General features: G+C 60.4%; 18 protein-coding genes and 3 tRNA genes. 13 read left to right on the forward strand and 8 right to left on the reverse strand.

All coding sequences use genetic code 11. The features are described from left to right. Positions 1-22 precede the first annotated feature (22 nt). The 4 genes from ACJ8M3_RS21470 to mutH form a co-directional block, all read right to left on the reverse strand. Complete coding sequence (locus tag ACJ8M3_RS21470) at positions 23-1,063, reverse strand: NADP(H)-dependent aldo-keto reductase (RefSeq protein ID WP_033644844.1); 1,041 nt, start codon at positions 1,061-1,063, stop codon at positions 23-25. Between the two features lie 205 nt (positions 1,064-1,268). Continuing rightward, on the reverse strand, positions 1,269-1,487 hold the full coding sequence (locus tag ACJ8M3_RS21475) for a YgdI/YgdR family lipoprotein (RefSeq protein WP_016929923.1): 219 nt from the start codon (positions 1,485-1,487) through the stop codon (positions 1,269-1,271). A 155-nt stretch (positions 1,488-1,642) separates the two neighbouring features. Next, entirely contained in the window at positions 1,643-2,359 is a 717-nt protein-coding gene (locus ACJ8M3_RS21480) for a TerC family protein (protein WP_042785275.1), read from the reverse strand. A gap of 100 nt (positions 2,360-2,459) precedes the next feature. Beyond that, a complete protein-coding gene (gene mutH / locus ACJ8M3_RS21485) occupies positions 2,460-3,146 on the reverse strand; it encodes a DNA mismatch repair endonuclease MutH (protein ID WP_033644848.1) in 687 nt (228 codons plus the stop codon). A gap of 696 nt (positions 3,147-3,842) precedes the next feature. On the opposite strand from mutH, the gene rppH reads away from it, so the two are divergent. The 12 genes from rppH (at position 3,843) to recD (ending at position 22,485) form a co-directional block, all read left to right on the forward strand. Continuing rightward, entirely contained in the window at positions 3,843-4,370 is a 528-nt protein-coding gene (gene rppH / locus ACJ8M3_RS21490; protein ID WP_004931849.1) for an RNA pyrophosphohydrolase, read from the forward strand. Positions 4,371-4,382: 12 nt separating this feature from the next. Further along, complete coding sequence (gene ptsP / locus ACJ8M3_RS21495; RefSeq protein WP_033644849.1) at positions 4,383-6,629, forward strand: phosphoenolpyruvate--protein phosphotransferase; 2,247 nt, start codon at positions 4,383-4,385, stop codon at positions 6,627-6,629. 222 nt (positions 6,630-6,851) lie between these two features. After that, positions 6,852-7,724: a prolipoprotein diacylglyceryl transferase gene (gene lgt / locus ACJ8M3_RS21500; RefSeq protein WP_015378920.1), complete on the forward strand. Its 873-nt coding sequence runs from the start codon at positions 6,852-6,854 to the stop codon at positions 7,722-7,724. 7 nt (positions 7,725-7,731) lie between these two features. Next, positions 7,732-8,526 carry a thymidylate synthase gene (gene thyA / locus ACJ8M3_RS21505; protein WP_089197379.1) on the forward strand — a complete coding sequence of 265 codons (795 nt, stop codon included), beginning with the start codon at positions 7,732-7,734 and terminating at the stop codon, positions 8,524-8,526. Between the two features lie 174 nt (positions 8,527-8,700). Then, complete coding sequence (locus ACJ8M3_RS21510) at positions 8,701-9,204, forward strand: prepilin peptidase-dependent protein (RefSeq protein ID WP_089197378.1); 504 nt, start codon at positions 8,701-8,703, stop codon at positions 9,202-9,204. After that, on the forward strand, positions 9,198-9,776 hold the full coding sequence (locus ACJ8M3_RS21515; RefSeq protein WP_089197377.1) for a prepilin peptidase-dependent protein: 579 nt from the start codon (positions 9,198-9,200) through the stop codon (positions 9,774-9,776). The genes ACJ8M3_RS21510 and ACJ8M3_RS21515 overlap by 7 nt, the downstream gene beginning before the upstream one ends. Continuing rightward, positions 9,773-10,219, forward strand: a complete 447-nt coding sequence (locus ACJ8M3_RS21520; protein ID WP_015378916.1) for a YgdB family protein — start codon at positions 9,773-9,775, stop codon at positions 10,217-10,219. Before ACJ8M3_RS21515 ends, ACJ8M3_RS21520 begins: the two co-directional genes overlap by 4 nt. Next, complete coding sequence (locus tag ACJ8M3_RS21525) at positions 10,209-10,565, forward strand: prepilin-type N-terminal cleavage/methylation domain-containing protein (protein ID WP_015378915.1); 357 nt, start codon at positions 10,209-10,211, stop codon at positions 10,563-10,565. Before ACJ8M3_RS21520 ends, ACJ8M3_RS21525 begins: the two co-directional genes overlap by 11 nt. 32 nt (positions 10,566-10,597) lie before the next feature. Further along, entirely contained in the window at positions 10,598-13,969 is a 3,372-nt protein-coding gene (gene recC, locus ACJ8M3_RS21530) for an exodeoxyribonuclease V subunit gamma (RefSeq protein ID WP_046687722.1), read from the forward strand. A gap of 232 nt (positions 13,970-14,201) precedes the next feature. Then, positions 14,202-17,090, forward strand: a complete 2,889-nt coding sequence (ptrA, locus tag ACJ8M3_RS21535; protein WP_089197715.1) for a pitrilysin — start codon at positions 14,202-14,204, stop codon at positions 17,088-17,090. Then, on the forward strand, positions 17,087-20,638 hold the full coding sequence (gene recB, locus ACJ8M3_RS21540; protein ID WP_089197376.1) for an exodeoxyribonuclease V subunit beta: 3,552 nt from the start codon (positions 17,087-17,089) through the stop codon (positions 20,636-20,638). The genes ptrA and recB overlap by 4 nt, the downstream gene beginning before the upstream one ends. Beyond that, positions 20,635-22,485 (forward strand): exodeoxyribonuclease V subunit alpha, encoded by a 1,851-nt coding sequence (recD, locus tag ACJ8M3_RS21545; protein WP_089197375.1) that lies wholly within the window; start codon positions 20,635-20,637, stop codon positions 22,483-22,485. Before recB ends, recD begins: the two co-directional genes overlap by 4 nt. Positions 22,486-22,523: 38 nt before the next feature. Here recD and argA read toward each other — a convergent pair whose 3' ends face one another. After that, on the reverse strand, positions 22,524-23,849 hold the full coding sequence (gene argA / locus ACJ8M3_RS21550; protein ID WP_015378910.1) for an amino-acid N-acetyltransferase: 1,326 nt from the start codon (positions 23,847-23,849) through the stop codon (positions 22,524-22,526). A 239-nt stretch (positions 23,850-24,088) separates the two neighbouring features. Here argA and amiC point away from each other — a divergent pair, with 239 nt between their 5' ends. Continuing rightward, positions 24,089-25,342 carry an N-acetylmuramoyl-L-alanine amidase AmiC gene (gene amiC, locus ACJ8M3_RS21555; protein ID WP_033644859.1) on the forward strand — a complete coding sequence of 418 codons (1,254 nt, stop codon included), beginning with the start codon at positions 24,089-24,091 and terminating at the stop codon, positions 25,340-25,342. A gap of 90 nt (positions 25,343-25,432) precedes the next feature. Here the strand turns inward: amiC and ACJ8M3_RS21560 are convergent. From ACJ8M3_RS21560 to ACJ8M3_RS21570, 3 genes are all read right to left on the reverse strand, one after another. Beyond that, positions 25,433-25,509, reverse strand: a tRNA-Met gene (locus ACJ8M3_RS21560). A gap of 65 nt (positions 25,510-25,574) precedes the next feature. Further along, a tRNA-Met gene (locus ACJ8M3_RS21565) sits at positions 25,575-25,651 on the reverse strand. 58 nt (positions 25,652-25,709) lie between these two features. Then, positions 25,710-25,786: transfer RNA gene (locus ACJ8M3_RS21570), tRNA-Met, on the reverse strand. Positions 25,787-25,863 lie beyond the last annotated feature (77 nt).

Here is a 25,863-nt window from a genome sequence, read left to right on the forward strand (position 1 = left end):
AGCCAGGCTGCGCCCTCAGGTTTCAAGGCGCCGGAATGGTAAACCGGGTGTGGATTTCTTCGAGCGCCTGTAGCACGTCCTCATCCAGAATCACGTCGAGGCTATCGAGGTTGATTTTCAACTGCTCCACCGAGGTGGCGCCCAGCAGGGTGCTGGCGACGAACGGCTGCTGACGCACGAAGGCCAACGCCATCTGCGAAGGATCCAGCCCGTGTTTTTTGGCCAGCGCCACGTATTCGGCGATCGCCCGTTGGGTTTGCTGCCCTGAATAACGGTTGAAGCGGGTGAACAGCGTATTGCGCGCACCGGCCGGTTTAGCGCCGTTGAGGTATTTACCGCTCAGCGTGCCGAACGCCAGGCTGGAATAGGCCAGCAGTTCTACCCCTTCGTGCTGGCTGATTTCGGCCAGGCCAATCTCAAAGCTGCGGTTCAGCAGGCTGTACGGGTTTTGAATCGACACGATGCGCGGCAGCTCGTGTTTCTCCGCCAGTTGCAGATAGCGCATCACGCCCCAGGGCGTTTCGTTGGAGACCCCGATATAGCGAATTTTACCGGCGCGCACCTGCTCGGTCAGCGCCTCCAGGGTTTCCAGCAGCGTGACCGTGGCTTTGTCATCGGTATATTGATAGTTGAGTTTGCCAAAGCAGTTGGTGGCGCGCTGCGGCCAGTGCAATTGGTAAAGATCGAGATAATCGGTGTTCAGCCGCTTGAGGCTGGCGTCCAGAGCGGCGCGGATGTTTTTGCGATCGAGCGCCTGCTGCGGGCGGATGCTGCTGTCAGTGCCGCGCACCGGGCCCGAGACTTTGCTGGCCAGGACGATTTTTTCGCGATTGCCGCGCGCTTTGATCCAACTGCCGATATAGCTTTCGGTCAGGCCCTGGGTTTCCGGGCGGGGCGGCACCGGGTACAGTTCGGCGGTATCTATCAGGTTCACGCCTGCGGCCAATGCATAGTCCAGTTGCGCATGGGCGTCGGCTTCGCTGTTCTGTTCGCCAAAGGTCATGGTGCCCAGTCCCAGCACGCTCACTTCTAAAGAACTGTGGGGAATACGGTGGTATTGCATTAACGGCCTTCCTTTCTTGTTAGCGCTGACGGGCCGTGTGGCCCGGTGAAACAGGAGCCCAATTCAGAAGACGGCGCAAAGTCCGTCGGGCGGCGATGTCGCCTTTCCTGACTATAACCAAGCGGTGAAGATGGGGGAAGCGGATTCCGTGCGGACACGAATGAGGGCTACCGCGCTCGAGCGGGCGATAGCCGGCGTGCGGTGATTAGCGTTCGATAACCTGGGAAACCTGATCGCCGTTGATCTGGCGGTGATTGCCTTTCTCATCTTTATAACTGATGAGCCCGGTGTCTGTGTCGATCTCCGGTTTGCCTTGCGTCAGGATCATGTTGCCGTCTTTGGTCGCCATGACGTAGTCGCTGGAACATCCCGCCAAACCGGCGGCCATAACCAGCGCAGACACTGCCATTACCCACTTTTTCATCCTGCGGATCCTCGATTATGCAGAAAACAATGTTCTTTCAAGATTAGCAAACTCTTGGCAGAGAGCGTCTCAGATAAGTCTTTATCTGATAAGAAAAACTGAAATGAGGGGGCAACGAAACGGCGGAAGCCGCCGATGGCGGCCTCCGCGTAGGGTTATTCCGGCGAACGGTTTTTCTTGCTGCGCATCAGATTGAGCGCTTCTACCGACATGGAGAAGAACATGGCGAAGTAGATGTAGCCTTTCGGCACGTGCACCTGGAAACTTTCCAGCATCAGCGTGAAGCCCACCAGGATCAGGAACGCCAGCGCCAGCATTTTCACCGACGGATGGCGATTGACGAATTCGCCGATCGGCCGTGCGGCGAACATCATCACGCCGACGGCAATCACCACCGCCGCCATCATGATGAACAGGTGATCGGAAAGGCCTACGGCGGTAATCACCGAATCCAGACTGAAGATGATATCCAACAGCATGATCTGTACGATCGCGCCGAAGAAGCTGTGCACCTTGGTGTGGTGCTCTTCTTCCGTGCCTTCGATGGTTTCGTGGATCTCTTTGCTGGCTTTCCAGATCAGGAACAATCCACCGAGCAGCAGGATCAGATCGCGGGCGGAAATGGCGTGATCCAGCACGGTGAACAGCGGGTGCGTCAAGCGGATCACCCAGGCGATGGAGGCCAGCAGCGCCAGACGCATAATCATGGCGGCGGCCAGCCCGAGCCGGCGAGCTTTGTTCTGTTGCGCTTTGGGCAGCTTGGCCACCACCAGCGACAGAAAAATGATGTTATCAATACCCAGTACGATCTCAAGAATGGTTAGCGTACCTAACGCTAACCAGGCATTGGGATCCATAATCCATTCGAACATTGCCCGACACACCTTAATACTTAATAAATGCAAAGCGTGAATTATACGCGTTTATCGTGGCGCTGACAGGGTTAGCTAAACCAGAGTTAAACGAAATCGCTTAGATTGAGAAATGTCTTGCCAGCAGCGCGCCGGTAAAACCCTTTTTCAGATAGAAACCGCGCGGCAGCGTCATGATAGGTTGCCCCTGTTCGCCGATGGCTTCGGTGAGCGCCTTGTTGTTGGCCGCTTTGGGGCGCAGTTGCAGCACTTCGCCGTGGCGTGCGGTGATGCGTTCTACGTGACCGAGCACAATCAGATCCATCAGCTCTTCCCAATCGCGGCGCAGCATCTCTTCTTCTGCAGCGCTCGGGCTCCACAGCAGCGGCGAACCGACGCGGCGCTGCGCCAGCGGGATTTGCCGTTCGCCCTCTACCGGTATCCACAACACGCGCGCCAGCTTGTGGCGAACGTGGCTGCTGGCCCAGGTGACGCCGCTGTTGCCGGTGAGCGGGGCCACGCAGACGAAAGTGGTCTCCAGCGGTTTGCCGGCGGCGTCGACAGGAATGGTTTTCAGCTCAATGCCCAGCTCGGGAAAATCCTGTTCCGGTTTGCTGCCGGCCATGGCACCGAGGTACAGCTCCAGCAGCATGCCCACCCAGCCTTTATCGCGTTTCAGATCCTTGGGGATCGGCAACTGCGCGCGGGCGGCCAGTTCGCCAAAACTGAAGCCGGCCAGCGCCTGAGCGCGCTCGAACAGCTGCCGTTCATTTTCCGGCGGGGGTGGCAGAGGGGATAAAAACGCCATAAATCAAGCCTGTCGAATTTGGTTGAAAAACGTACTGCAAAGATACACGGGAAACGGTAACCCCAGTCGCCTGGGGAAAAGAATAATAGTAGCATGATTTTACATGACTTTTTTTCTTTCCTTGCGCGGGCGACAATGCTCCCGCGAGGCTTGTTCACCTGAAGCCACCGACAATAAACAGGATCTTACACCTATTTATCCACAGATTTATGGGATAACCCAAATTTTTACCGATCACTGGTTCAATTTACAGCCTTGACTCGGGCGGTTTTTTACGAATTTGTCCGTTTTGTGCGTAACTTGCCCGGATAATCTGTGGATAAAAACGGCGTTGGTGGATCTTTCGCCAGGGTAAGATCCTTACCGTGCATAGATCACATTTTTGCCCTGTACATAACTGTGAGATATTGGTTAATTATATGTTTTTAGGAGTAATATTGTTTTTTCGGTGTGAGGAGGGATTTTCGGGGACGAGAGTTTTACCGGCTTATCCCTCGAGTTCTACACACACCTATCCACAGAAAAAGTGAATAAAACCGGTCTGAAATGCCGATGCATGTTTATAACTTTGCCTATATCTGTGAGTTATCCCAATGTTATCCGGCCCGCAGCGCCGTAAAGCAGTGGTTTACCGCCTGTAGCTTGTGTGAAACAATCAGGACATCTATGCGAATTTAAGCTTATCGAGGTAGTCCGGTGATCGATGATGATGGCTACCGCCCGAATGTTGGTATCGTAATCTGTAATCGTCAGGGGCAGGTCTTATGGGCCCGCCGTTACGGTCAGCACTCCTGGCAGTTTCCCCAAGGTGGGATTAACCCTGGCGAAACTGCGGAGCAGGCGATGTACCGTGAGCTGTTCGAAGAAGTGGGGCTGAGTAAAAAGGATGTGCGCATCCTGGCTTCGACCCGCAACTGGTTGCGCTATAAATTGCCGAAACGTTTGGTGCGTTGGGACACAAAGCCGGTTTGTATCGGCCAAAAGCAAAAATGGTTTTTGTTGCAGCTACTGTGCAATGACGCTGATATCAACATGCAGCGCAGCAGCACACCGGAGTTCGACGGTTGGCGCTGGGTGAGCTTCTGGTATCCGGTGCGCCAGGTGGTGTCGTTTAAACGCGACGTCTACCGCCGGGTGATGAAAGAATTCGCCGTGACCGTGATGCCGATGCAAGAGCAGGCGGCGCCGCGGCAGGCCCCCGCTTATCGCCGAAAGAGAGGTTAAGTTAAGCCGACTATGCTCACGCGCTTGCGAGAAATTGTAGAGAAGGTGGCCGCGGCGGCCAGTCTGACGGATGCGCTGGATCTGCTGGTCAATGAAACCTGTCTGGCGATGGACACCGAAGTGTGCTCCATTTACCTGGCGGACAACGATCGCCGCTGTTACTACTTGATGGCCACGCGCGGGCTGAAAAAGCCGCGCGGGCGCACTATCGCATTGGCGTTTGACGAAGGTGTCGTCGGGTTGGTCGGCCGCCGGGCCGAACCCATCAACCTGGCCGATGCCCAAAGCCATCCCAGCTTCAAGTACGTTCCGCAGGTCAAAGAGGATCGTTTCCGATCCTTCCTCGGGGTACCGATCATTCACCGGCGCCAGCTGTTGGGGGTGTTGGTGGTGCAGCAGCGCGAGCTGCGCCAGTTCGACGAAAGCGAAGAGTCGTTCATGGTCACCCTGGCCACGCAGATGGCCGGGATCCTTTCACAGTCGCAGCTTAATGCCATTTTCGGCCAGTATCGCCAAACGCGCGTGCGCGCGCTGGCGGCCTCGCCCGGCGTAGCGGTGGCGGAAGGGTGGCAGGACAGCAGCCAGCCTTCGCTCGATCAGGTTTACCGCGCGTCGACGCTGGACACCGCCAGCGAGCGCGAGCGCCTGACGTTGGCGTTGGAAGAGGCCGGCGCGGAATTTCGCCGCTTCAGCAAGCGTTTTGCCGCCAGCTCGCAAAAAGAGAGCGCGGCGATCTTCGATCTTTATTCTCACCTGCTAAACGACGCCCGCCTCAAGCGCGAATTGTTCGCCGAAATTGACAACGGCTCGGTGGCGGAATGGGCGGTGAAGCAGGTGATAGAAGCCTTTGCCGAACAGTTCGCCAAACTGCAGGACACCTATATGCGCGAGCGCGGCAGCGATCTGCGCGCGCTGGGTCAGCGCCTGCTGTTCCACCTCGACGACACCACTCAGGGCGCCACCCAGTGGCCGGCGCGTTTTGTGCTGGTGGCGGATGAACTGACCGCGACATTGCTGGCCGAAGTGCCGCAGGATCGCCTGGTCGGCGTGGTCGTGCGCGACGGCGCCGCCAACTCGCATGCGGCGATTTTGGTGCGGGCGATGGGGGTGCCGACGGTGATGGGCGCCGACATCCAGCCTTCTCTGCTGAGCCAGCGGCTGCTGATCGTCGATGGGTATCGCGGCGAACTGCTGGTCGATCCTGAGCCGGTGCTGGTGCAGGAATACCAACGGCTGATCAGCGAAGAACAGGAACTGAGCAAGCTGGCGGAAGACGACGTCGAACAGCCGGCGCAGTTGAAAAGCGGCGAACGCGTTCAGGTGATGCTGAACGCCGGCCTCAGCCCGGAACATGAACAGCTGTTGGGCGGCCGGGTGGACGGCGTGGGGTTGTACCGCACTGAAATTCCGTTCATGTTGCAAAGCGGTTTCCCTTCCGAAGAAGAACAGGTCGCGCAGTATCAAGGCATGCTGCAGCTTTACCCCAACAAACCGGTCACGCTGCGCACGCTGGACATCGGCGCCGACAAGCAACTGCCCTACATGCCGATCAGCGAAGAAAATCCCTGCCTGGGCTGGCGCGGCATTCGCATCACTCTGGACCAGCCGGAGATTTTTTTGATACAGGTGCGCGCCATGCTGCGCGCCAATGCCGGCACCGGCAACCTGGGCATTTTGCTGCCGATGGTCACCAGCCTGGAAGAGGTCGATGAGGCCAAGCGCTTGATTGACCGCGCCGGGCGCGAGGTGGAAGAGGTGCTTGGCTACGCGATCCCGAAACCGAAAATCGGCGTGATGCTGGAAGTGCCGTCGATGATTTTCCTGATCCCGCATTTGGCCGGGCGCGTCGACTTCATCTCGGTAGGCACCAACGATTTGACCCAGTACCTGCTGGCGGTGGATCGCAACAACACGCGGGTAGCCTCGCTGTACGACAGCCTGCATCCCGCGATGCTGCAGGTGCTGAAGCTGATCGCCGAACAGGGGAAAGCGGCCGGGCTGCAGCTTAGCCTGTGCGGTGAACTGGCCGGCGATCCGATGGGCGCGCTGTTGCTGGTAGGCATGGGCTATCGCAATCTGAGCATGAACGGACGCAGCGTGGCGCGCATCAAATACCTGCTGCGGCATATCGATCTTGCCGACGCCGAAGTGTTGGCGCACCGAGTGTTGAACACCCAAATGACCACGGAAGTGCGCCATTTGGTGGCGGCGTTTATGGAGCGACGCGGCATGGGCGGGTTGATTCGCGGCGGCAGATAATCGCCGCGCGATGTGATTTTTTTACAGAACTTTTCCCGCGCTGCCGGCCCGGACCGCGCTAAGCCTATGTTATGATGCGCAACCTCAGCGCGACGCATGTTCGTCGTCTTGCAAACCGCAGCGGCCAACGCTGCCGTTTGAAAGGCGTGTGACAACCTGCGCCGACGTTTGGCACCTGCCGCCCCCGCATGGGGAAAAATAACAGACATGTTGTGGTGATAGATGAGCAATAGCTATCTGGCGTTTCCTAAATTTGATCCGGTCATTTTCTCCATTGGCCCGGTTTCTTTGCATTGGTACGGCCTGATGTATCTGGTCGGCTTCGTTTTTGCCATGTGGCTGGCGGTGCGCCGCGCCAACAAGCCGGGCAGCGGCTGGACCAAAGACGAAGTGGAAAACCTGCTCTACGCCGGTTTCCTGGGCGTATTCGTCGGCGGCCGCGTGGGCTATGTGCTGTTCTACAACCTGCCGTTGTTCCTGGATAATCCGCTCTATCTGTTTAAAGTCTGGGATGGCGGCATGTCGTTCCACGGCGGATTGATGGGGGTGATTCTGGTGATGTTCTGGTTCGCTCGCCGCACCAAACGCACCTTCTTCCAGGTTTCCGATTTTATCGCGCCATTGATCCCGTTCGGTTTGGGCGCCGGCCGCCTCGGCAACTTCATCAACGGTGAACTGTGGGGCCGCGTGACCACCGACACCCCTTGGGCGATGCTGTTCCCAAGCTCGCGCAGCGAAGACGTGGCGCTCGCCGCCGCCGATCCTTCTCTGCTGCCGCTGCTGAATCAGTATGGCGTGCTGCCGCGTCACCCGTCCCAGCTGTATGAACTGCTGCTTGAAGGCGTGGTGCTGTTTATCATTCTGAACCTGTTCATCCGCAAGCCGCGGCCGATGGGTGCCGTATCGGGCCTGTTCCTGATCGGTTATGGCGCATTCCGCATCATCGTTGAAGCGTTCCGCCAGCCGGATGCCCAGCTTGGCCTGTTCGACGGCGTGATCAGCATGGGGCAGATCCTGTCCATCCCGATGGTGGTGGCCGGTGTTATTATGATGATTTGGGCGTACCGTCGTCGCCCGCAGCAACAACTGTCGTGAGGGACAAATGAAACAGTATCTGGATTTGATGAACAAGGTGCTCGCCGAGGGCACTCCTAAAGCCGACCGTACCGGCACTGGCACGTTGTCGATTTTCGGCCACCAGATGCGTTTCAATTTGCAGGAAGGCTTCCCGTTGGTGACCACCAAGAAATGTCATCTGCGTTCGATCATTCATGAGCTGTTGTGGTTCCTGAAGGGCGATACCAACATCGCCTATCTGCGTGACAACAAGGTCACCATTTGGGACGAGTGGGCCGATGAAAACGGCGATCTCGGCCCGGTGTACGGCAAGCAGTGGCGAGCCTGGGGCGCGGCGGACGGTCGTCAGATCGATCAGCTGAGCAACGTGCTCCAGCAGCTGAAACAAGATCCGGATTCGCGCCGCATCATCGTTTCCGCCTGGAACGTCGGTGAGCTGGACCAGATGGCGCTGGCGCCGTGCCACGCGTTCTTCCAGTTCTACGTGGCGGACGGCAAACTCTCTTGCCAGCTGTACCAGCGTTCCTGCGACGTGTTCCTCGGCCTGCCGTTCAACATCGCCAGCTACGCGCTGTTGGTGCATATGATGGCGCAGCAGTGCGATTTGGACGTCGGCGACTTCGTCTGGACCGGTGGCGATACCCATCTGTACAGCAATCATATGGAACAGACGAAGCTGCAGTTGACGCGTGAACCCCGTCCGTTGCCGAAGCTGGTGATCAAACGCAAGCCGGCTTCGCTGTTCGATTACCGTTTCGAAGACTTCGAGATCGAAGGTTACGATCCGCACCCGGCCATCAAGGCGCCGGTCGCGATCTGACCTTAACCGCATCACACCAGGGGCGCAGCGATTGCGCCCCTTTTTTTATCCGCATTGCGCGCCGCGCCGTATTTTATTGTCGCCATTTGTCGCTATAGGGAAAACATTGCGCAACTTGCCGCAAGGCTTGCGCATGCGGCTTTACCGCCTTGTTACGGCCCTTAAACTGGCCGCATGAAAGAAAATACGCTCTCGAACATCGATGACCGCCAGCGTGGCATGACACTGATTGAGCTGTTGGCGGCGCTCCTGATCGCCGGCATGCTCACCGGCTGGGGCGTCGGTCAATGGCGCCACCATCAGCAAATGTTGCGTCTGGAACATACTGCCCAGCAGCTGCTGGCGTTTTTACTGCGACTGCAGGCGGACGCCAACTGGCGCAACCGCACGACGCTGCTGTGGTTCAAGAACGGCACGCCCTGGTGCCTGGGCGGCGGTGTGCCGCCGCCGGATTGCGCTTCCGCCGAGGGTTCCGTTTTCTCACCGTCTTACCGCGACGTCGTTTTGAGCGGCTACACCGACAAAGAGATCGGGTTTTACGGCTTGCGCAATACCGCGCAGGCGGGGCACATCCTGCTCAGCAACGAGGCAGGCGGCCTGCGGCTGGTGCTGTCCGCCCGAGGGCGGCTGCGTTTGTGCAGCGAAGGGCTCCGGATAAGCGGGATCGCGCCATGCTGACTGTCGAACGCGGTTTTACCTTGCCGGAGATGATGTTGGCGCTGGTGTTCGGCAGCGTGATCGCGCTCGGCGCCGCGAAAACCTATCCGCTGTTGCGCCAGCAAAACGTGGCCGTCGGCCAGCATTTTCGGCTGGAGTCAACGCTGCGGCAACTGGCGTTCGGCATCGAGAAAGACCTGCGCCGCGCCGGTTTCTGTGCCGGGCAGTGCGCCGGCCGCCCGCTGCTGATCGGCCAGGCGGCGGGAGAAGCGGCGGGCAGCTGCGTTATCGTCGCTTACGACATTACCCGCAGCGGGCAATGGCTCACCTCGGGCGAGGATGCAGGTTATTTCGGTTATCGGCTGCGCAATGGCGGCTTGGAAGGGCAGCGCGGAGTAAGCCAATGCGACGGCGGCGGCTGGGAGCGGCTGCTCGATCGTGACGAAGTGCGCATTGAGCGGTTTCATGTGGCGATAGAGCGCGGGGAGCATGGCGGTGCGCTGGGCCGTTTGACTCTGGCGGGGCGCTCTGTCGGCGATGCGCGTATCAGGCGCAGCCTGAGCGGGAACGTCGAAATGGCGGCGTTGCCATGAACCGGCGGAGCCAGCGAGGCGGCAGCACTTTGGCGGCGGTAATGTTGCTGTTGGCGTTGGGGTTGATGTTGCTCAATGCCCAGCACCGGCAATTGGATAACGCGCTGTTACTGGCCGCCGATCAGCAGCGCTACCTCCAGGCTTACAATCAGGCCGCTTCGGCGCTGAGTTGGGGCATGCTCCAGCGTTGGCCGCGCGCCGAGCTGAGTGCGGCGGCCTGGTTATGCAGGCAGCGCGCGGAACTGACGGCCTGCGCCCGGCTGTCTGCCAGAGCGGGCGTCGTGACGGTACGCGGCCTTGGGGAGATGCGTGGCGGTGAGCCGCTTTGGCTGTATCAATGGGGCGCGTTTGACGGTGCGGAATCGGTCGGCAGGGTGCAAGCGCAGCCGGGCGGCCGGCTGGATTTTTGCCCCGAGAAAAGGCCGGCCGACTGTGAGGGTTAACGCTCGCGCAGGGCGGTTATCCCGCAACGGCTTCAGCCTGCCGGAAGTGTTGGTGGCGGCATTGTTGTTCTCGGTGTCGCTGCTGGGCTTGTTACAGTATCATCAGGTGCTGTTGCAGTCGTTCCAGCGCCAGTGGCACTACCGGCAAGCCTGGGTGATGGCGCATCAGCAGTTGGAGGCGTTCGCCGTCACCGGTCGGCTCGATGCCGAACCGCTGCCGGAAGGCTGGCGACGCGAGACGGCGTTCGACGGCGCGGATGCGGATTGCCGCCGATTGACGGTCAGAGTACAAACTCCGCAACGGCAGTGGGCGACGCTGAGCCGCTGGTATTGCACCCGTTTTTGAGCCGGTACGTATCTTGTTTTAAAGGAGCCATCATGTTCACGGTTTATCATTCCAATCAGCTGGATTTATTGAAAACGCTGACCAGCGCGCTGATAGCCAGAGATCCGTTGGCCGATCCTTTTCAACAGGAAGTGGTGCTGGTTCAGAGCCCCGGTATGGCGCAATGGCTGCAAATGCAGCTGGCGGAGCAGTTCGGCATCGCTGCCAATGTCGCGTTTCCGCTGCCGGCGACCTTCATTTGGGACATGTTCACCCGCGTGTTGCCGGATATCCCGAAAGAGAGCGCCTTCAGCAAGGACGCCATGACCTGGAAGCTGATGTGGCTGCTGCCGGAGATGCTGACCCAGCCGGCGTTCGCGCCACTGCAGCACTATCTCACCGATGACGGCGACAAGCGAAAAATCCACCAATTGGCCGGCCGGGTTGCCGACCTTTTCGACCAGTATTTGGTTTATCGCCCGCAGTGGCTGGAGAGCTGGCAGCGCGGCGAGCGCATCGACGGTCTGCCCGAGGCTCAGCAGTGGCAGGCGCCGCTCTGGGCGCGGCTGGTGGAGTACACGCGCGAATTGGGGCAGCCGGAATGGCACCGCGCCAATCTGTACAGCCGCTTTATCCACGCGCTGGAGCAGGCAACAACGTGTCCGCCCGGTTTGCCGCCGCGGGTGTTTATCTGCGGCATCTCGGCGTTGCCGCCGGTCTATCTGGAGGCGCTGCAGGCGCTGGGGCGGCATATCGATATCCACCTGATGTTCACCAACCCTTGTCGTTATTACTGGGGCGACATTCAGGATTACGCTTTCCTGGCCCGCTTGCAGAGCCGCAAGCGCCGTCACTATCATCAGGCGCGCGAGCAAGGGCTGTTTCGCGAACCGGCTGACGCGGCGCGTCTGTTTGACGCTGAAGGGCAGCAGCAGCTCAGTAACCCGCTGCTGGCCTCCTGGGGCAAGCTCGGGCGCGATCACCTCTATTTGCTGTCGCAGATGGAAGGGGCGCAAGAGGTCGACGCCTTTGTCGATATCCCGGCGGATACCATGCTGCACGCCGTTCAACGCGATATGCTGGAGCTGGAAGATCACGCGGTGATCGGCATCACGGCGGAAACGCTGGAAAGCAGTTTCAGCAAGCGCAGGCTCGATCCGCAAGATCGTTCCCTCAGCCTGCACGCCTGCCACAGCCCACAGCGGGAAGTGGAGGTGCTGCACGATCAACTGCTGACCATGCTCGCGCAGGATCCCGCGTTGACGCCGCGCGACATCATCGTGATGGTGGCGGATATCGACAGCTATACGCCTTATATTCAGGCCGTGTTCGGCAATGCTCCCGCCGAGCGCTACCTGCCGTTCGCCATTTCTGACCGTAAAGCGCGACAGGCGCATCCGGCTTTGCAGGCGTTCATCTCCCTGCTCGATCTGCCGCAAAGCCGCTTTACGTCGGAACAGGTGCTGGCGCTGTTGGAAGTGCCGGCCCTGGCCGCCCGTTTCGCCATTGGCGAAGAGGGGCTGCGCCTGTTGCGTCACTGGGTCGGTGAATCCGGCGTGCGCTGGGGGCTGGACGACGATAACGTGCGAGAACTGGATCTGCCCGCCACGGGCCAGCACACCTGGCGATTCGGCATTACGCGCATGCTGCTCGGTTACGCGATGGACAGCAACGCCGGCGATTGGCAGGGCATTTTGCCTTACGACGAGTCGAGCGGGTTGGTCGCCGAACTGGCGGGGCAGTTGGCGGATCTGCTGGCCCAATTGAGCCATTGGCGGCAAGTCTTGAGCGAAGCGCGCTCGCTCGAGGCATGGCTACCGCTGTGCCGACAGCTGCTGGATGCCTTCTTCGAAGCGGATAGCGATACCGAAGTGGTGCTGGCATTGATCGAGCAGCAGTGGCAGCAGGCCATCAATTTTGGCCTGGCGGCGCGCTATCCGGATGACGTGCCCTTGACGATTCTGCGCGACGATTTGGCGGCGCGCCTCGATCAGGAGCGCATCAGCCAGCGCTTCCTCGCCGGGCAAATCAACTTCTGTACGCTGATGCCGATGCGCTCGATTCCGTTCAAGGTGGTGTGCCTGTTGGGCATGAACGACGGCGTGTATCCGCGCACGTTGCCGCCATTGGGTTTTGATCTGATGGCGCAGCAGGTCAAGCGCGGCGACCGCAGCCGGCGCGATGACGACCGCTATCTGTTCCTGGAGGCGATTCTGTCCGCGCAACAACGGCTGTATATCAGCTTCATTGGCCGTTCCATTCAGGACAACAGCCCGCGCTATCCTTCGGTGCTGGTTACCGAGCTGCTGGAGTATCTGGAGCAAAGCTATTGCCTGCCGGGAGACGAGGCGTGCACCGCAGACGACAGCGCCCGGCGAGTGGGCGAGCATTTGCTGAAGTGGCATGCGCGCATGCCGTTCGCCGCCGAGAATTTCTTGCCGGGCTCGGAAGCGCAAAGCTATGCCGCCGAGTGGCTGCCCGCCGCCGACGGGCGCGGGGCGGCGCACCCGGCCTTCAACCAGCCGCTGCCCGCCGAAGCGCTGCAGCAAATAGCGTTGGATGAGCTGCTGCGGTTTTACCGCCATCCTATTCGCGCCTTCTTCCAGCTGCGGTTGGGCGTCAGCTTTATCCTGGAAGAGACCGAGCTGCCGGACGAAGAGCCCTTCACGCTGGATAACCTCAGCCGCTACCAGTTCAACAGCCAACTGCTGAATACCCTGATTGACGGCGACGATCCCGAACGGTTGTTCCAACGGGTGCGCGCCGCCGGGGGGTTGCCCTATGGCGCCTTCGGCGAGATCTATTGGCAAAAGCAGCAGGAAGAGATGAGCGAACTGGCCGAGCAGGTGCGTGCGGAACGCGCAGAGAGCCACAGCCTGGAATTGGACATCGATATTGCTGGCGTGCGCCTCAGCGGCTGGCTGCATCAGGTGCAGGATGACGGCCTGTTGCGCTGGCGGCCCGCCACGTTGTCGGCGGTGGACGGCATATTACTGTGGCTGGAGCACCTGGTGTACTGCTGCGCCGGCGGCACCGGCGAGAGCCGCATGTATGGTCGCAAGAACTCCGCCTGGCGCTTTGCCGCGCTTGCGCCTGAAGAGGCGCAGGCGCAGCTGGCGGAACTGCTGGCGGGCTATCAGCGCGGTCTGTGTCAGCCGCTGTTGTTGCTGAACAAGAGCGGCTGGGCGTGGCTGAGTCAGTGCTATCAGCCGGAAACGCAGCAAATCGACTGGGAGGAAGAAGCGCAAGCAAAGGCTCGCGCCAAATTGCTGCAGGCTTGGCAGGGCGATCAGCGCATTCCCGGAGAAGGGGAAGATCCCTATGTTCAGCGAGTGTTCCGCCAATTGGACAATGACTACCTGGCGCAAATACTGGCCGAAACAGAGCGTTATCTGCTGCCGGTGGCGCGTCATAACCTGGGGTAACAATCCCCCGGTGGTGCTGTGCGGCGGGAGGTGGTAAAAATAACGAAGGTTATATTCAACCATTGGGGTAATTCCCGGTCTTACATAACGTACAGGCATATACCCGCCGCGTTTTGGGGCGCCACATTGGCGAAGAACCCGGCGAGTACAGATTTGGTTATGTGGTTTTGATGTACGTCGCCAGCGTCAGGGAGTGGGCGTGGCGATGTCAGAATAGGGGTTTATTTTGGATATGCGCAGACAGTTGGCCCGCATCACCGGGCTGGTATTATTGGCTATGTGTTGGGCGCCGTTGAGCTGGGCCGCACAAGGATGGCAACCGCTGGCGGAGAAGATCAACAAGAGTGAGCACGATCCGCGTCAGTACGAGGCGATCAAGTTGGCTAACGGCATGACGGTGCTGCTGGTGTCCGATGTCCAGGCGCCGAAATCGCTGGCGGCGCTGGCATTGCCGGTCGGGTCGCTCGAAGATCCGAACAGCCAACTGGGCTTGGCGCACTATCTGGAACATATGGTGCTGATGGGCTCCAAACGTTATCCCGAGCCGGAAAACCTGTCCGAATTCCTGAAAAAGCACGGCGGCAGCCACAACGCCAGCACGGCTTCTTATCGCACCGCCTTCTATCTGGAAGTGGAGAATGACGCGCTGGAGCCGGCGGTCGATCGCATGGCCGACGCCATTGCGGAGCCGCTGCTGGATCCGGGCAATGCCGATCGCGAGCGCAACGCGGTGAATGCAGAATTGACGATGGCGCGTTCGCGCGACGGCATGCGTATGGCGCAGGTCGGTGCGGAAACCCTCAACCCGGCGCACCCGAGCGCGCGCTTCTCCGGCGGTAATCTGGACACGCTGAAAGACAAGCCGGGCAGCAAGTTACACGATGAGCTGATGGGGTTCTATAAGCGCTACTACTCCGCCAATCTGATGATGGGGGTGCTGTACGGCAATCAACCGCTGCCGCAGCTGGCTGACATTGCCGCAAAAACCTTTGGCCGCGTGCCGAATCATGACGCCAGCGTGCCGCCGATCACCGTACCGGCCGTCACGCCGGAGCAGCAGGGCATCATCATTCACTATGTGCCGGCGCAGCCGCGCAAGCAGCTGAAGGTTGAGTTCCGCATCGATAACAACAGCGCCGCGTTTCGCAGCAAAACCGATACCTACATCGGTTACCTGATCGGCAACCGCAGTAAAAATACCCTGTCCGACTGGTTGCAGAAGCAGGGATTGGCGGACGCCATCAATGCCGGTGCCGATCCGATGGTGGATCGCAACGGCGGCGTCTTCGCCATCAGCGTCTCGCTGACTGACAAAGGCTTGGCCCAGCGCGACCAAGTCGTCGCCGCCATTTTCAACTACCTGAAAATGCTGCGCAGCGAAGGTATCAAGCAGAGTTACTTCGACGAAATCTCGCATGTTCTGAACCTGGACTTCCGCTATCCGTCGATCACGCGCGACATGGACTACATCGAATGGCTGGTGGACACTATGCTGCGCGTGCCGGTTGAGCATGCGCTGGATGCGCCTTACCTGGCCGATCGCTATGATCCTAAGGCGATCGCTGAACGTCTGGATGCCATGACGCCGCAAAATGCGCGCATCTGGTTCGTCAGCCCCGATGAGCCGCACAACAAGACGGCCTATTTCGTCAATGCGCCTTACCAGGTCGACAAAATCACGCCACAGCGCTTTACGCAGTGGCAGCAGTTGGGCAGCGGCATTTCCCTGTCATTGCCGGCGCTCAACCCGTACATTCCGGATGATTTCACCCTGACCAAACCGTCGCATGAATTCAAAAAGCCGGAAATGGTAGTGGATAAGCCCGGCCTGCGCGTGCTGTATATGCCGAGCCGTTACTTCGCCGATGAGCCGAAGGCCGATGTCACCGTCGCTTTCCGCAACGCCAAGACCATGGATTCCGCGCGCAACCAGGTGCTGTTCTCGCTGACGGATTATTTGGCCGGCCTGGCGCTGGATCAGCTGAGCTATCAGGCGTCGGTCGGCGGGTTGAGTTTCTCGACGTCGCCGAACAACGGCCTGATGTTTAACGCCAACGGCTTTACCCAGCGCCTGCCGCAGTTGTTGACGGCGCTGATCGAGGGCTATTCCAGCTTCACGCCGACGGAAGATCAGCTGGCGCAGGCCAAGTCCTGGTACCTGGAGCAGTTGGACGCCGCCGAGAAGGGCAAGGCGTTTGAACTGGCCATTCAGCCGGTGCAGATGGTTTCCCGCGTGCCGTATTCCGAACGCAGCGAGCGCCGCGAAGTGCTGAAAACGCTGACGCTGAAAGACGTGCTGGCGTATCGCGACAGCCTGCTGGCCGAGGCCACGCCGGAGCTGCTGGTGGTGGGCAACATGAGCAAGCAACAGGTCGATACGCTGGCGTCGACGCTGAAGCACCGTCTGGGCTGTACCGGTATTGAGTGGTGGCACGGCGAAGACGTGGTGGTGGACAAGAATCAGCTGGCCAACCTGCAACAGGTAGGCAGCAGCACCGACTCGGCGCTGGCGGCGGTCTACGTACCGACCGGTTACGACGAAGTGACCGGCATGGCCTACAGCTCGCTGTTGGGGCAGATTATTCAGCCGTGGTTCTACAGCCAGCTGCGCACTCAGGAACAATTGGGGTATGCGGTCTTTGCCTTCCCGATGTCGGTGGGCCGCCAGTGGGGCGTAGGCTTCCTGTTGCAGAGCAACAGCAAACAGCCGGCCTACCTGTACCAGCGCTATCAGGATTTCTATCCGAAAACCGAGAAACGCCTGCGTGAAATGAGCGATGCCGATTTTGAGCAGTACAAACAGGCGCTGATCAACGAACTCAAACAGCGGCCGCAAACCCTCAGCGAGGAGGCCAGCCGGTTCGCCAATGATTTCGATCGCGGCAACTTCGCCTTTGATACCCGCCAGAAGCTGATCGCGCAGGTGCAACAGCTGACGCCGACCAAACTGGCGGATTATTTCCACCAGGCAGTGATCCAGCCGCAGGGGCTGGCGGTGTTGTCGCAGGTCAGCGGCAGCGGGCAGGACAAAGCGGATTACGCGGCGCCTAAGGATTGGGTCACCTATCCGAACGCGTCGGCATTGCAGCAGATCCTGCCGCGTAAAGTGGCGACGCCATGACGGAAGTCGCCCCGCAGAGGCTAGAACCGCTGACGCTGCCGCTGTTTGGCGAACGCCTGATCGAGGCGTCGGCGGGCACCGGTAAAACTTTTACCATCGGCGCGCTGTATCTGCGCTTGCTGCTGGGATTGGGGGGGGAAGCGGCGTTTCCCCGCCCGTTGACGGTCGAAGAAATCCTGGTGGTGACCTTTACCGAGGCCGCCACCGAGGAGCTGCGCGGGCGTATCCGTGACAATATCCACGGGCTGCGCATCGCCTGCGTGCGCGGCATCAGCGCTAACCCGCTGTTTTCGGCGCTGATGGAAGAAATTGACGATTTGTCTGACGCCGCTGCGCAGCTGCTGGCGGCGGAGCGGCAGATGGACGAAGCGGCGATTTACACTATCCACGGTTTTTGCCAACGGATGTTGACCCACAACGCCTTCGAGTCCGGCATGCTGTTTGAACAAACGCTGGTGCAGGACGAACTGCCGCTGCGGCGGCAGGCCTGCGCCGATTTCTGGCGCCGTCATTGCTATCCGTTGCCGCTGGGCGTGGCGCGTGCGATCAGCCAGGAGTGGAGCGGCCCGGAAGCGTTGCTGGCCGACCTTTCCGGTTATCTGCACGGTGAAGCGCCGGCGCTGCGGCGACCACCGAAGGACGAAGAAACCGTTCTGATGCGCCACGAGCAGATCGTCGCGCGCATCGACGCCATCAAGGCGCAATGGCGGGCGGCGGCGGGCGATCTTGAGGCGTTAATCGCCCAGTCCGGCGTCGATAAGCGCAGCTACAGCAGCAAACACCTGCCGAACTGGTTGAACAAGGTCGGCGAATGGAGCGGGCAGGAGACCCAGGATTACCAACTGCCGAAGGAGCTGGACAAGTTTCGCCAGTCGGTGCTGCTGGAGAAGACCAAGAAGGGCGAGCCGCCGCGTCATGCGCTGTTCACGGCGATAGACGAACTGTTCGATGAACCCTTGACGTTGCGCGACCTGATCATGGCGCGCGCGCTCAGCGAGATCCGCACCTCCATTCAGCAGGAAAAGCGCCAGCGCGCCGAGCTGGGGTTTGACGACCTGCTCAGCCGTTTGGACAGCGCCCTGCAAAGCGGCGGCGGCGAACAGTTGGCGCAGGCGATCCGCCAGCGCTATCCGGTGGCGATGATCGATGAATTCCAGGATACCGATCCGCAGCAATACCGTATTTTCCAAAAACTTTACGTCGGCCGGCCTGATTGCGGCCTGCTGTTGATCGGCGATCCCAAGCAGGCGATTTACGCCTTTCGCGGCGCCGACATCTTTACCTACATGCGCGCGCGTTCAGAGGTGAGCGCCCACTATACGCTGGAGACCAACTGGCGCTCGTCGCCGTCGATGGTCGCCAGCGTCAATCACCTGTTTTCTCAGGTAGAAAAACCTTTCCTGTTCGGCCAAATCCCCTTTATTGAGGTTAACGCGGCGGAAAAGAACCAAGGGCTGGTGTTTGAATTGCACGGCAAGCCGCAGCCGGCGATGCAATTCTGGCTGCAGCAGGGGGAAGGCGCGGGTGTAAGTGATTACCAACAGCTAATGGCGCGCCTGTGCGCCACGCAAATTCGCGACTGGCTCAGCGCCGGGCAGCAGGGCCTGGCGCGGCTGCAGAGCGGCAAGGCGTCACGGCCGGTGCAAGCCTCTGATATCACGGTGCTGGTGCGCAGCCGCAACGAGGCGGCGTTGGTGCGCGATGCGCTCAGCGCGCTGTCTATTCCGTCGGTCTACCTGTCCAACCGCGACAGCGTGTTTGACACCCCGGAGGCCAAAGACCTGCTGTGGTTGCTGCAGGCGGTGTTGGCGCCGGAGCAGGAGCGCACGCTGCGCAGCGCCATGGCCACCGGGCTGATGGGGCTGGACGCGCCGACGCTGGACGGCCTGAGCCGCGATGAGCGCGCCTGGGACGCGCTGGTTAATGAATTCGACAATTACCGCACGCTCTGGCTGCGCCGCGGCGTGTTGCCGATGCTGAGCGAGGTGATGAAAACGCGCCAATTGGCGGAGAACCTGCTGGCCAGCGCCGGCGGCGAGCGTCGCTTGACCGACGTGCTGCATCTGGGGGAGCTGTTGCAAGAAGCGGCGGCGCAGCTCGACAGCGAGCATGCGCTGGTGCGCTGGCTGGCGCAGCAGATCGCTCAGCCTAATCGCCAGTCCGACAATCAGCAACTGCGGCTGGAGAGCGACCGGCATCTGGTGCAGGTGATCACGATCCACAAGTCCAAGGGGCTGGAGTTCGATCTGGTGTGGCTGCCGTTCGTCGGCAACTTCCGCCAGCAGCAGCAGGCGCTGTATCACGATCGCCACAGTTTCCAGGCGTTGCTGGACCTCGACGCCAATGAAGAGAGCCAGGCCTGGGCGGAGGAGGAGCGGTTGGCGGAGGATCTGCGTCTGCTGTATGTGGCGCTGACCCGCTCGGTGTACCACTGCAGTATCGGCATTGCGCCGCTGTTCCAGGGCACGCGCAAGAAACAGGGCGATACCGACCTGCACCGCAGCGCATTGGGCTATCTGGTGCAGGGCGGGCAGCCCGGCGACGCCGTGTATCTGCAGGAGCGGCTGCAGCAATTGGTGGGTGGCGGTATCGCGCTGTCGCTGGTTGAACCGCCGGATGCAGAACCCTGGCAACCCCAGGCGTCGCTGGCCGAAGCGTTGGCGGCGAAAAGCTTTACCCGGCGGATCCAGGATTTTTGGCGGGTGACCAGCTATACCGGTTTGCAACAGCACGGCGCGAGCCTGATGCAGGATCTGCTGCCGCGTCTGGATGTCGACGCGGCCGGTGAGCGCGGGGAAGAAAGTGAGCCAGCGCTTACACCGCATACCTTCCCGCGCGGCGCAACGCCCGGCACCTTCCTGCACAGCCTGTTTGAAACGCTGGACTTCACCCGGCCGCTCGACGAACAGTGGCTGCTGGAACAGCTGCAGCAGCAAGGGTTTGCCGAACACTGGCAACCGATACTGCTGGCGTGGATGCAGGTGCTGCTCAATACGCCGCTCGATGACAGCGGCGTGACGTTGGCGGCGCTGACGCCGCAGCATAAGCAGGCAGAGCTGCAGTTCTATTTACCGATTAACCGGCTGTTGCAGGCGAAGGAGCTCGATGCTCTGGTGAAGCGTTACGATCCGCTTTCCGCCCGCTGCCCGGCGCTGGATTTCCATCAGGTGCAGGGCATGCTGAAAGGCTTTATCGACCTGGTGTTCTGCTGGCAAGGCAAATACTACCTGCTGGACTACAAGTCCAACTGGCTGGGGGAGGACAGCAGCGCCTATACCCGGCCGGCGATGGAGCAGGCGATGGCGGAGCATCGTTATGATCTGCAATACCAGCTGTATACGCTGGCGTTGCATCGTTATTTGCGCCATCGGTTGCCGGATTATGATTACCGGCGCCATTTCGGCGGGGTGATTTATCTGTTCCTGCGCGGCGTGGATGCGGCGCACCCGGGCAACGGCATTTTCACCTGTCTCCCCGCGTTTGAGCTGGTGGCGGGAATGGATAGCTTGTTCAGCGGCGAAGCTGCGGCGACGGAGGAAAAATCATGATCGCACTGCTGGAGCAGGCGGTGGCGCTTGGCGCGCTGCGCCCGCTGGACGTGCAGTTCGCCCGCGTGGTGGCGAGCGAAGACGAGCCTGATATTTTACTGGCCGCCGCCTGTCTGAGCGCAGAGGCGGGGGCGGGGCATGTTTGCCTGATGCTGGAGCAGCTGCAGGCGGACACGCTGTTTGAAGGGCGCCAACCGGCGCTGGCGCTGGCGCTGTGGGAGGCGGCCGGGCGACCGGATAGCGCACGTTGGCAGCAGCGCCTGGCGAGCAGCGCGGCGGTTGGGGACGGCAGCGGCGCTACGCCGCTGGTGTTGCGTGGGCAGCGCTTATATCTGCAACGCATGTGGCAAAACGAAGGTGAAGTGGCGGCGTTTATCGGCGGTGAAGGTGAGTCGCTGACGGTGCCGGAGGAGGCGTTGCGCGCCATTCTCGACCGCTTGTTCGGCGCGGCGAGCGATGAACCCGACTGGCAGAAGATCGCTGCTGCGGTGGCTGCCACGCGGCGCATCGCGGTGATTTCCGGCGGACCGGGCACCGGTAAAACCACCACCGTCGCTAAACTGCTGGCGGCGCTGGTGCAGCTGGATGAAAGCGCGCGCTTGCGGATTCAGCTGGCGGCGCCAACCGGCAAGGCGGCGGCGCGCCTGACGGAATCGCTTGGCAGCGCCAGCCGTCAGCTGGCGTTGACCCCGGCGCAGCAGGCGTTGTTCCCCACGGAGGCGGCGACGTTGCACCGTTTGTTGGGGGCGCAACCCAACAGTCAGCGCATGCGCTATCACCGCGGTAACCGGCTGCATTTGGATGTGTTGGTGGTGGATGAGGCCTCGATGGTCGATCTGCCGATGATGGCGCGCCTGATTGCGGCGTTGCCCGATCGGGCCCGGGTAATTTTCCTCGGCGACCGCGATCAGCTGGCCTCGGTGGAGGCCGGCGCGGTGCTGGGGGATATTTGCCGTTTTGCCGAGCAGGGATACAGCGAGGCGCGCGCAGCAGAGCTGAGCCGCCTGACCGGTTGTTCGATCGAAGGACAGCGGGCCGACGCGCAAGCGGCGGTGCGCGACAGCCTGTGCCTGTTGCGCAAGAGCTATCGCTTCGACGCCCGTTCCGGCATCGGTCAACTGGCGTTGGCGGTCAACGCCGGTGCGGGGGATGGTGCGCTGGCGGCATTAAACGGCCGTTTCGGCGATGTCGCGGGCTATGCGCTGGCGACGAGCGAAGAGTATCTGGCGCTGCTGGACGCGTGCGTGGCGGGCTATCGCGACTATCTGCGGCTGACTGCCGAAGGCGCGGATGCGGCGGTGGTGCTGGCCGCCTTTAGCCGCTTCCAGGTGCTGTGCGCGCTGCGTGAAGGGCCGTTCGGCGTTGCCGGCCTGAATGAACGTATTGAACTCGGGCTGCAGCGCGCCGGTCTGATCGACCGCAAACCGGGTGTGCTCGGCCGCTGGTATCGGGGGCGGCCGGTGATGATCGGCCGCAACGACAGCGCGCTGGGGTTATTCAATGGGGATATCGGCATTACTCTGCCGGATGAGCGCGGCGAGCTGCGCGTGCATTTCCAACTGCCGGACGGCAGCATCAAGTCGGTGCAGCCGAGCCGTTTGCCGGCGCATGAAACCGCTTACGCCATGACGGTGCACAAGTCCCAGGGATCGGAGTTTGAGCATACGGTTCTGGTGTTGCCGAACCATTTCCTGCCGGTGCTGACGCGTGAGCTGGTCTATACCGCGATCACCCGTGCGCGTCAGCAGCTCTCGCTGTACGCCACGGACGCGGTGCTGCTGCGGGCCATTCGCACGCCGACCCAGCGTCGCAGCGGATTGGCTGAACGGCTGCAGACGACGGAATAAGCGATGAAGGGGCGCGGTAGCGGCCGCGCCCACAGGGATTACAGATCCGCCAGCAGAATTTTGGAGCGGCGTTGGTAGTTGTACAACGCCTGTTTCTGCATCGGCAGCACGTCGACCTCCGCTGGGGTGAAGCCACGCTCCTGGAACCAGTGGATGCTGCGGGTGGTCAGCACGAACAGCTTCTTCAGTCCCATCTGCCGCGCCTGATTTTCCACCCGCTGCAGCAGCATCTCGCCGCGCGAAGAGCTGCGGTAATCGGGATGCACCGCCACGCAGGCCATCTCGCCGATTTTTTCCTCCGGGAACGGGTACAGCGCCGCGCAGGCGATGGTCAGGTTATCGCGTTCGATAATGGTGAACTTGTCGATCTCCATCTCCAGCTGTTCACGCGAACGGCGCACCAGAATACCCTGCTGTTCGAGCGGCCGGATGAGCTCCAGAATACCGCCGATGTCGTTGATCGTCGCCCGGCGCACCTGTTCGGCGCTTTCCATCACGATTTGGGTGCCGATGCCGTCGCGTGAGAACAGTTCTTGCACCAGCGCGCCGTCCTCCTGATAGCTGATCAGGTGGCTGCGGCGCACGCCGCTGCGGCAGCCTTTCACCGCGCCGCGCAGGAAGCGCACGGTGCCGGAATGGTAATCACCGCCTTCCTCCAGCTCTTCAAGACGCTTTTGCGCGTCGTTGGGGAACAGCTCGGAAAGGATGTTGCCTTCCGCGTCGGTCACGCCCTGCGAGGAGCAGAAACCGATCATTTTTTCCGCTTTCAGTTTGATCGCCAGCTGAGTCGCGACTTCCTCCGAAGTCAGGTTGAAGCTCTCGCCGGTCACCGAGACGGCGACCGGGCCGATCAGCACGATGGCGTTGCTGTCGAGCTGACGATGGATCGCTTCTTCATCGATGCGGCGAATGCGGCCGCTGTGGCAGTAGTCGATGCCGTCATCGACGCCCAGCGGCTGCGCGATGATGAAGTTGCCGCTGACCACGTTAATGTGCGCGCCCTGCAGCGGCGTGTTGTTGAGGCTCATCGACAGCCGGGCGGTGATGTCCAGCTGCAATAAACCGGCCGCCTGCTTGACCAACTCAAGCGTATGGGCGTCGGTCACGCGCGTATGCTTGTGGTAGATCGGTTCATAGTTGTGCTGCGCCAGATTGGCGTCGATCTGCGGCCGAGCGCCGTAAACCACCACCAGGCGAATGCCCAGGCTATGCAGCAGCCCGATATCATTGACGATGTTGGAAAAATTCTCGTGTTCGATGGCTTCCCCACCGAGCATGATGACAAACGTCTTGCCGCGGTGGGCGTTGATATAGGGGACGGAGTGACGGAATCCTTGCACCAGCTCTGTACTACGTTCCTTCACGGGCAAACCTCTTTGCATATTTATACGATATTTTTGTATTTTTATTCTTTTATTGCGCCAATGGCAAGTGGGAAATCGTCATGAAGAGCGAGCTAAGGGCGCTAAATCGTTAATAAATTGAAAAACCATAAAAAGATTTTCTGATGACAGGGCTGGAATGATTGGTTAAAGTTTTCGGCATTCCCAAGTCATTGGTGTTTTTTTCATCTGTTGTAAACAGTTATTACTGCCGGAGCCGCATGCCAAACGCTAATCACAATCTGGGCCGCCGTCGTTTATTACAGGGCGTTGCCGCCAGCTGGTTGCTGAGTGTGAGTCGCACGGGCTTCGCCGCGTCATCGCACGTGATTGCCGTGCGCGTCTGGCCGTCCTCCACTTATACCCGCGTCACGCTGGAATCCAACGTCGAACTGAAATACAAGCAGTTCGCCCTGACCAATCCCGATCGCGTGGTGGTGGATATCGAAGGCGTGCATCTCAACAGCGTGCTGAAGGGCATCGCCGGGCAGGTGCGCGCCGACGATCCTTATCTCAAGCAGGCGCGCGTCGGCCAGTTCGATCAGAATACCGTGCGGCTGGTGCTGGAGCTCAAGCAAAGCGTCAGCCCGCACATGTTCTCGCTGGCGCCGGTGCCGGAGTATCGCAACCGTCTGGTGATGGATCTCTACCCGACCAAGGGCGGCAGCGGCGGCGAGGAGTATGATCCGCTACTGGCGTTACTGGAAGATTACAACAAAGGCGATCTGGAGCGCACGCTGCCGCCCGAAGCGCCGCAGGCCGGCAAGGCGGGGCGCGATCGGCCGATCGTCATCATGCTGGATCCTGGCCACGGGGGCGAAGATCCCGGTGCGATCGGCAAGTATAAGACGCGCGAGAAAGACATCGTGCTGCAGATTGCCCGCAAGCTGAGCGCCATGATCAAGCGCGAGCCGAACATGAAGGTGTTCATGACGCGCAATGAAGACGTGTTTATCCCGCTCAAGGTGCGCGTCGCCAAGGCGCGCAAGCAGCGCGCCGATCTGTTCGTTTCGATTCACGCCGACGCCTTCACCAGCCGCGCCGCGCGCGGGTCATCGGTGTTCGCGTTGTCCACCAAAGGCGCCACCAGCTCGGCGGCCAAGTTCCTGGCGCAGACGCAGAACGCCTCGGACCAAATCGGTGGCGTCAGCAAGAGCGGCGACCGCTATCTCGACCACACCATGTTCGATTTGATCCAGACCGCAACCATCAACGATAGCCTGAAGTTCGGCAAGGAAGTGCTGAACCGGATGGGTAAAATCAACCGGTTGCACAAGAATCGCGTCGATCAGGCCGGTTTTGCGGTGTTGAAGGCGCCGGATATCCCGTCGATCCTGGTGGAAACGGCGTTTATCAGCAATATCGAAGAGGAGCGCAAGCTGCGCACCAGCCATTTCCAGCAGCAGGTGGCGGAGTCGATTCTGGCGGGCATCAAGGCTTATTTCGCCAACGGCGGCGCGTTAGCGAGCCGATAGCGGCAGGGCCGGGCGCAAGTCCGGCTGTTTTTGCGGATTGCAGATACAAAAAAACACCCGTCAGGGTGCTTATCTGTTGTCATCAAGAGTTGGTTGCGGGGGCCGGATTTGAACCGACGACCTTCGGGTTATGAGCCCGACGAGCTACCAGGCTGCTCCACCCCGCGTCCGTCTTGATGCGGTATTACGACGAAACCACCGTTCATGTTATGCCGCTGGTACGGCATTCGGTTGGTTGCGGGGGCCGGATTTGAACCGACGACCTTCGGGTTATGAGCCCGACGAGCTACCAGGCTGCTCCACCCCGCGTCCGTGTAATACTTTGTTATCGAACCCAAACGCAAAATACCGCCACTGCGGCATCGGTTGGTTGCGGGGGCCGGATTTGAACCGACGACCTTCGGGTTATGAGCCCGACGAGCTACCAGGCTGCTCCACCCCGCGTCCGATGGATGCGCACTATACTCTCCATGCGTTTTGTTGCAAACCCTTTTTGCATTTTATTGGCCTAAACCCGTTTT

The organism is Serratia sp. CY55921 (assembly GCF_052167655.1).
Lineage (GTDB): Bacteria > Pseudomonadota > Gammaproteobacteria > Enterobacterales > Enterobacteriaceae > Serratia > Serratia ureilytica.

What these genes read in the sequence shown, in the direction of transcription:
- thyA (WP_089197379.1), top strand. Translation starts at nt 7,732, where the DNA reads ATGAAACAGTATCTGGATTTGATGAACAAGGTGCTCGCCGAGGGCACT.
- lgt (WP_015378920.1), top strand. Translation starts at nt 6,852, where the DNA reads ATGAGCAATAGCTATCTGGCGTTTCCTAAATTTGATCCGGTCATTTTC.
- mutH (WP_033644848.1), bottom strand. Translation starts at nt 3,146, where the DNA reads ATGGCGTTTTTATCCCCTCTGCCACCCCCGCCGGAAAATGAACGGCAG.
- ACJ8M3_RS21470 (WP_033644844.1), bottom strand. Translation starts at nt 1,063, where the DNA reads ATGCAATACCACCGTATTCCCCACAGTTCTTTAGAAGTGAGCGTGCTG.
- ptrA (WP_089197715.1), top strand. Translation starts at nt 14,202, where the DNA reads ATGCGCAGACAGTTGGCCCGCATCACCGGGCTGGTATTATTGGCTATG.
- recB (WP_089197376.1), top strand. Translation starts at nt 17,087, where the DNA reads ATGACGGAAGTCGCCCCGCAGAGGCTAGAACCGCTGACGCTGCCGCTG.
- recD (WP_089197375.1), top strand. Translation starts at nt 20,635, where the DNA reads ATGATCGCACTGCTGGAGCAGGCGGTGGCGCTTGGCGCGCTGCGCCCG.
- ACJ8M3_RS21515 (WP_089197377.1), top strand. Translation starts at nt 9,198, where the DNA reads ATGCTGACTGTCGAACGCGGTTTTACCTTGCCGGAGATGATGTTGGCG.
- ACJ8M3_RS21510 (WP_089197378.1), top strand. Translation starts at nt 8,701, where the DNA reads ATGAAAGAAAATACGCTCTCGAACATCGATGACCGCCAGCGTGGCATG.
- recC (WP_046687722.1), top strand. Translation starts at nt 10,598, where the DNA reads ATGTTCACGGTTTATCATTCCAATCAGCTGGATTTATTGAAAACGCTG.
- ACJ8M3_RS21480 (WP_042785275.1), bottom strand. Translation starts at nt 2,359, where the DNA reads ATGTTCGAATGGATTATGGATCCCAATGCCTGGTTAGCGTTAGGTACG.
- ACJ8M3_RS21475 (WP_016929923.1), bottom strand. Translation starts at nt 1,487, where the DNA reads ATGAAAAAGTGGGTAATGGCAGTGTCTGCGCTGGTTATGGCCGCCGGT.
- amiC (WP_033644859.1), top strand. Translation starts at nt 24,089, where the DNA reads ATGCCAAACGCTAATCACAATCTGGGCCGCCGTCGTTTATTACAGGGC.
- ptsP (WP_033644849.1), top strand. Translation starts at nt 4,383, where the DNA reads ATGCTCACGCGCTTGCGAGAAATTGTAGAGAAGGTGGCCGCGGCGGCC.
- ACJ8M3_RS21520 (WP_015378916.1), top strand. Translation starts at nt 9,773, where the DNA reads ATGAACCGGCGGAGCCAGCGAGGCGGCAGCACTTTGGCGGCGGTAATG.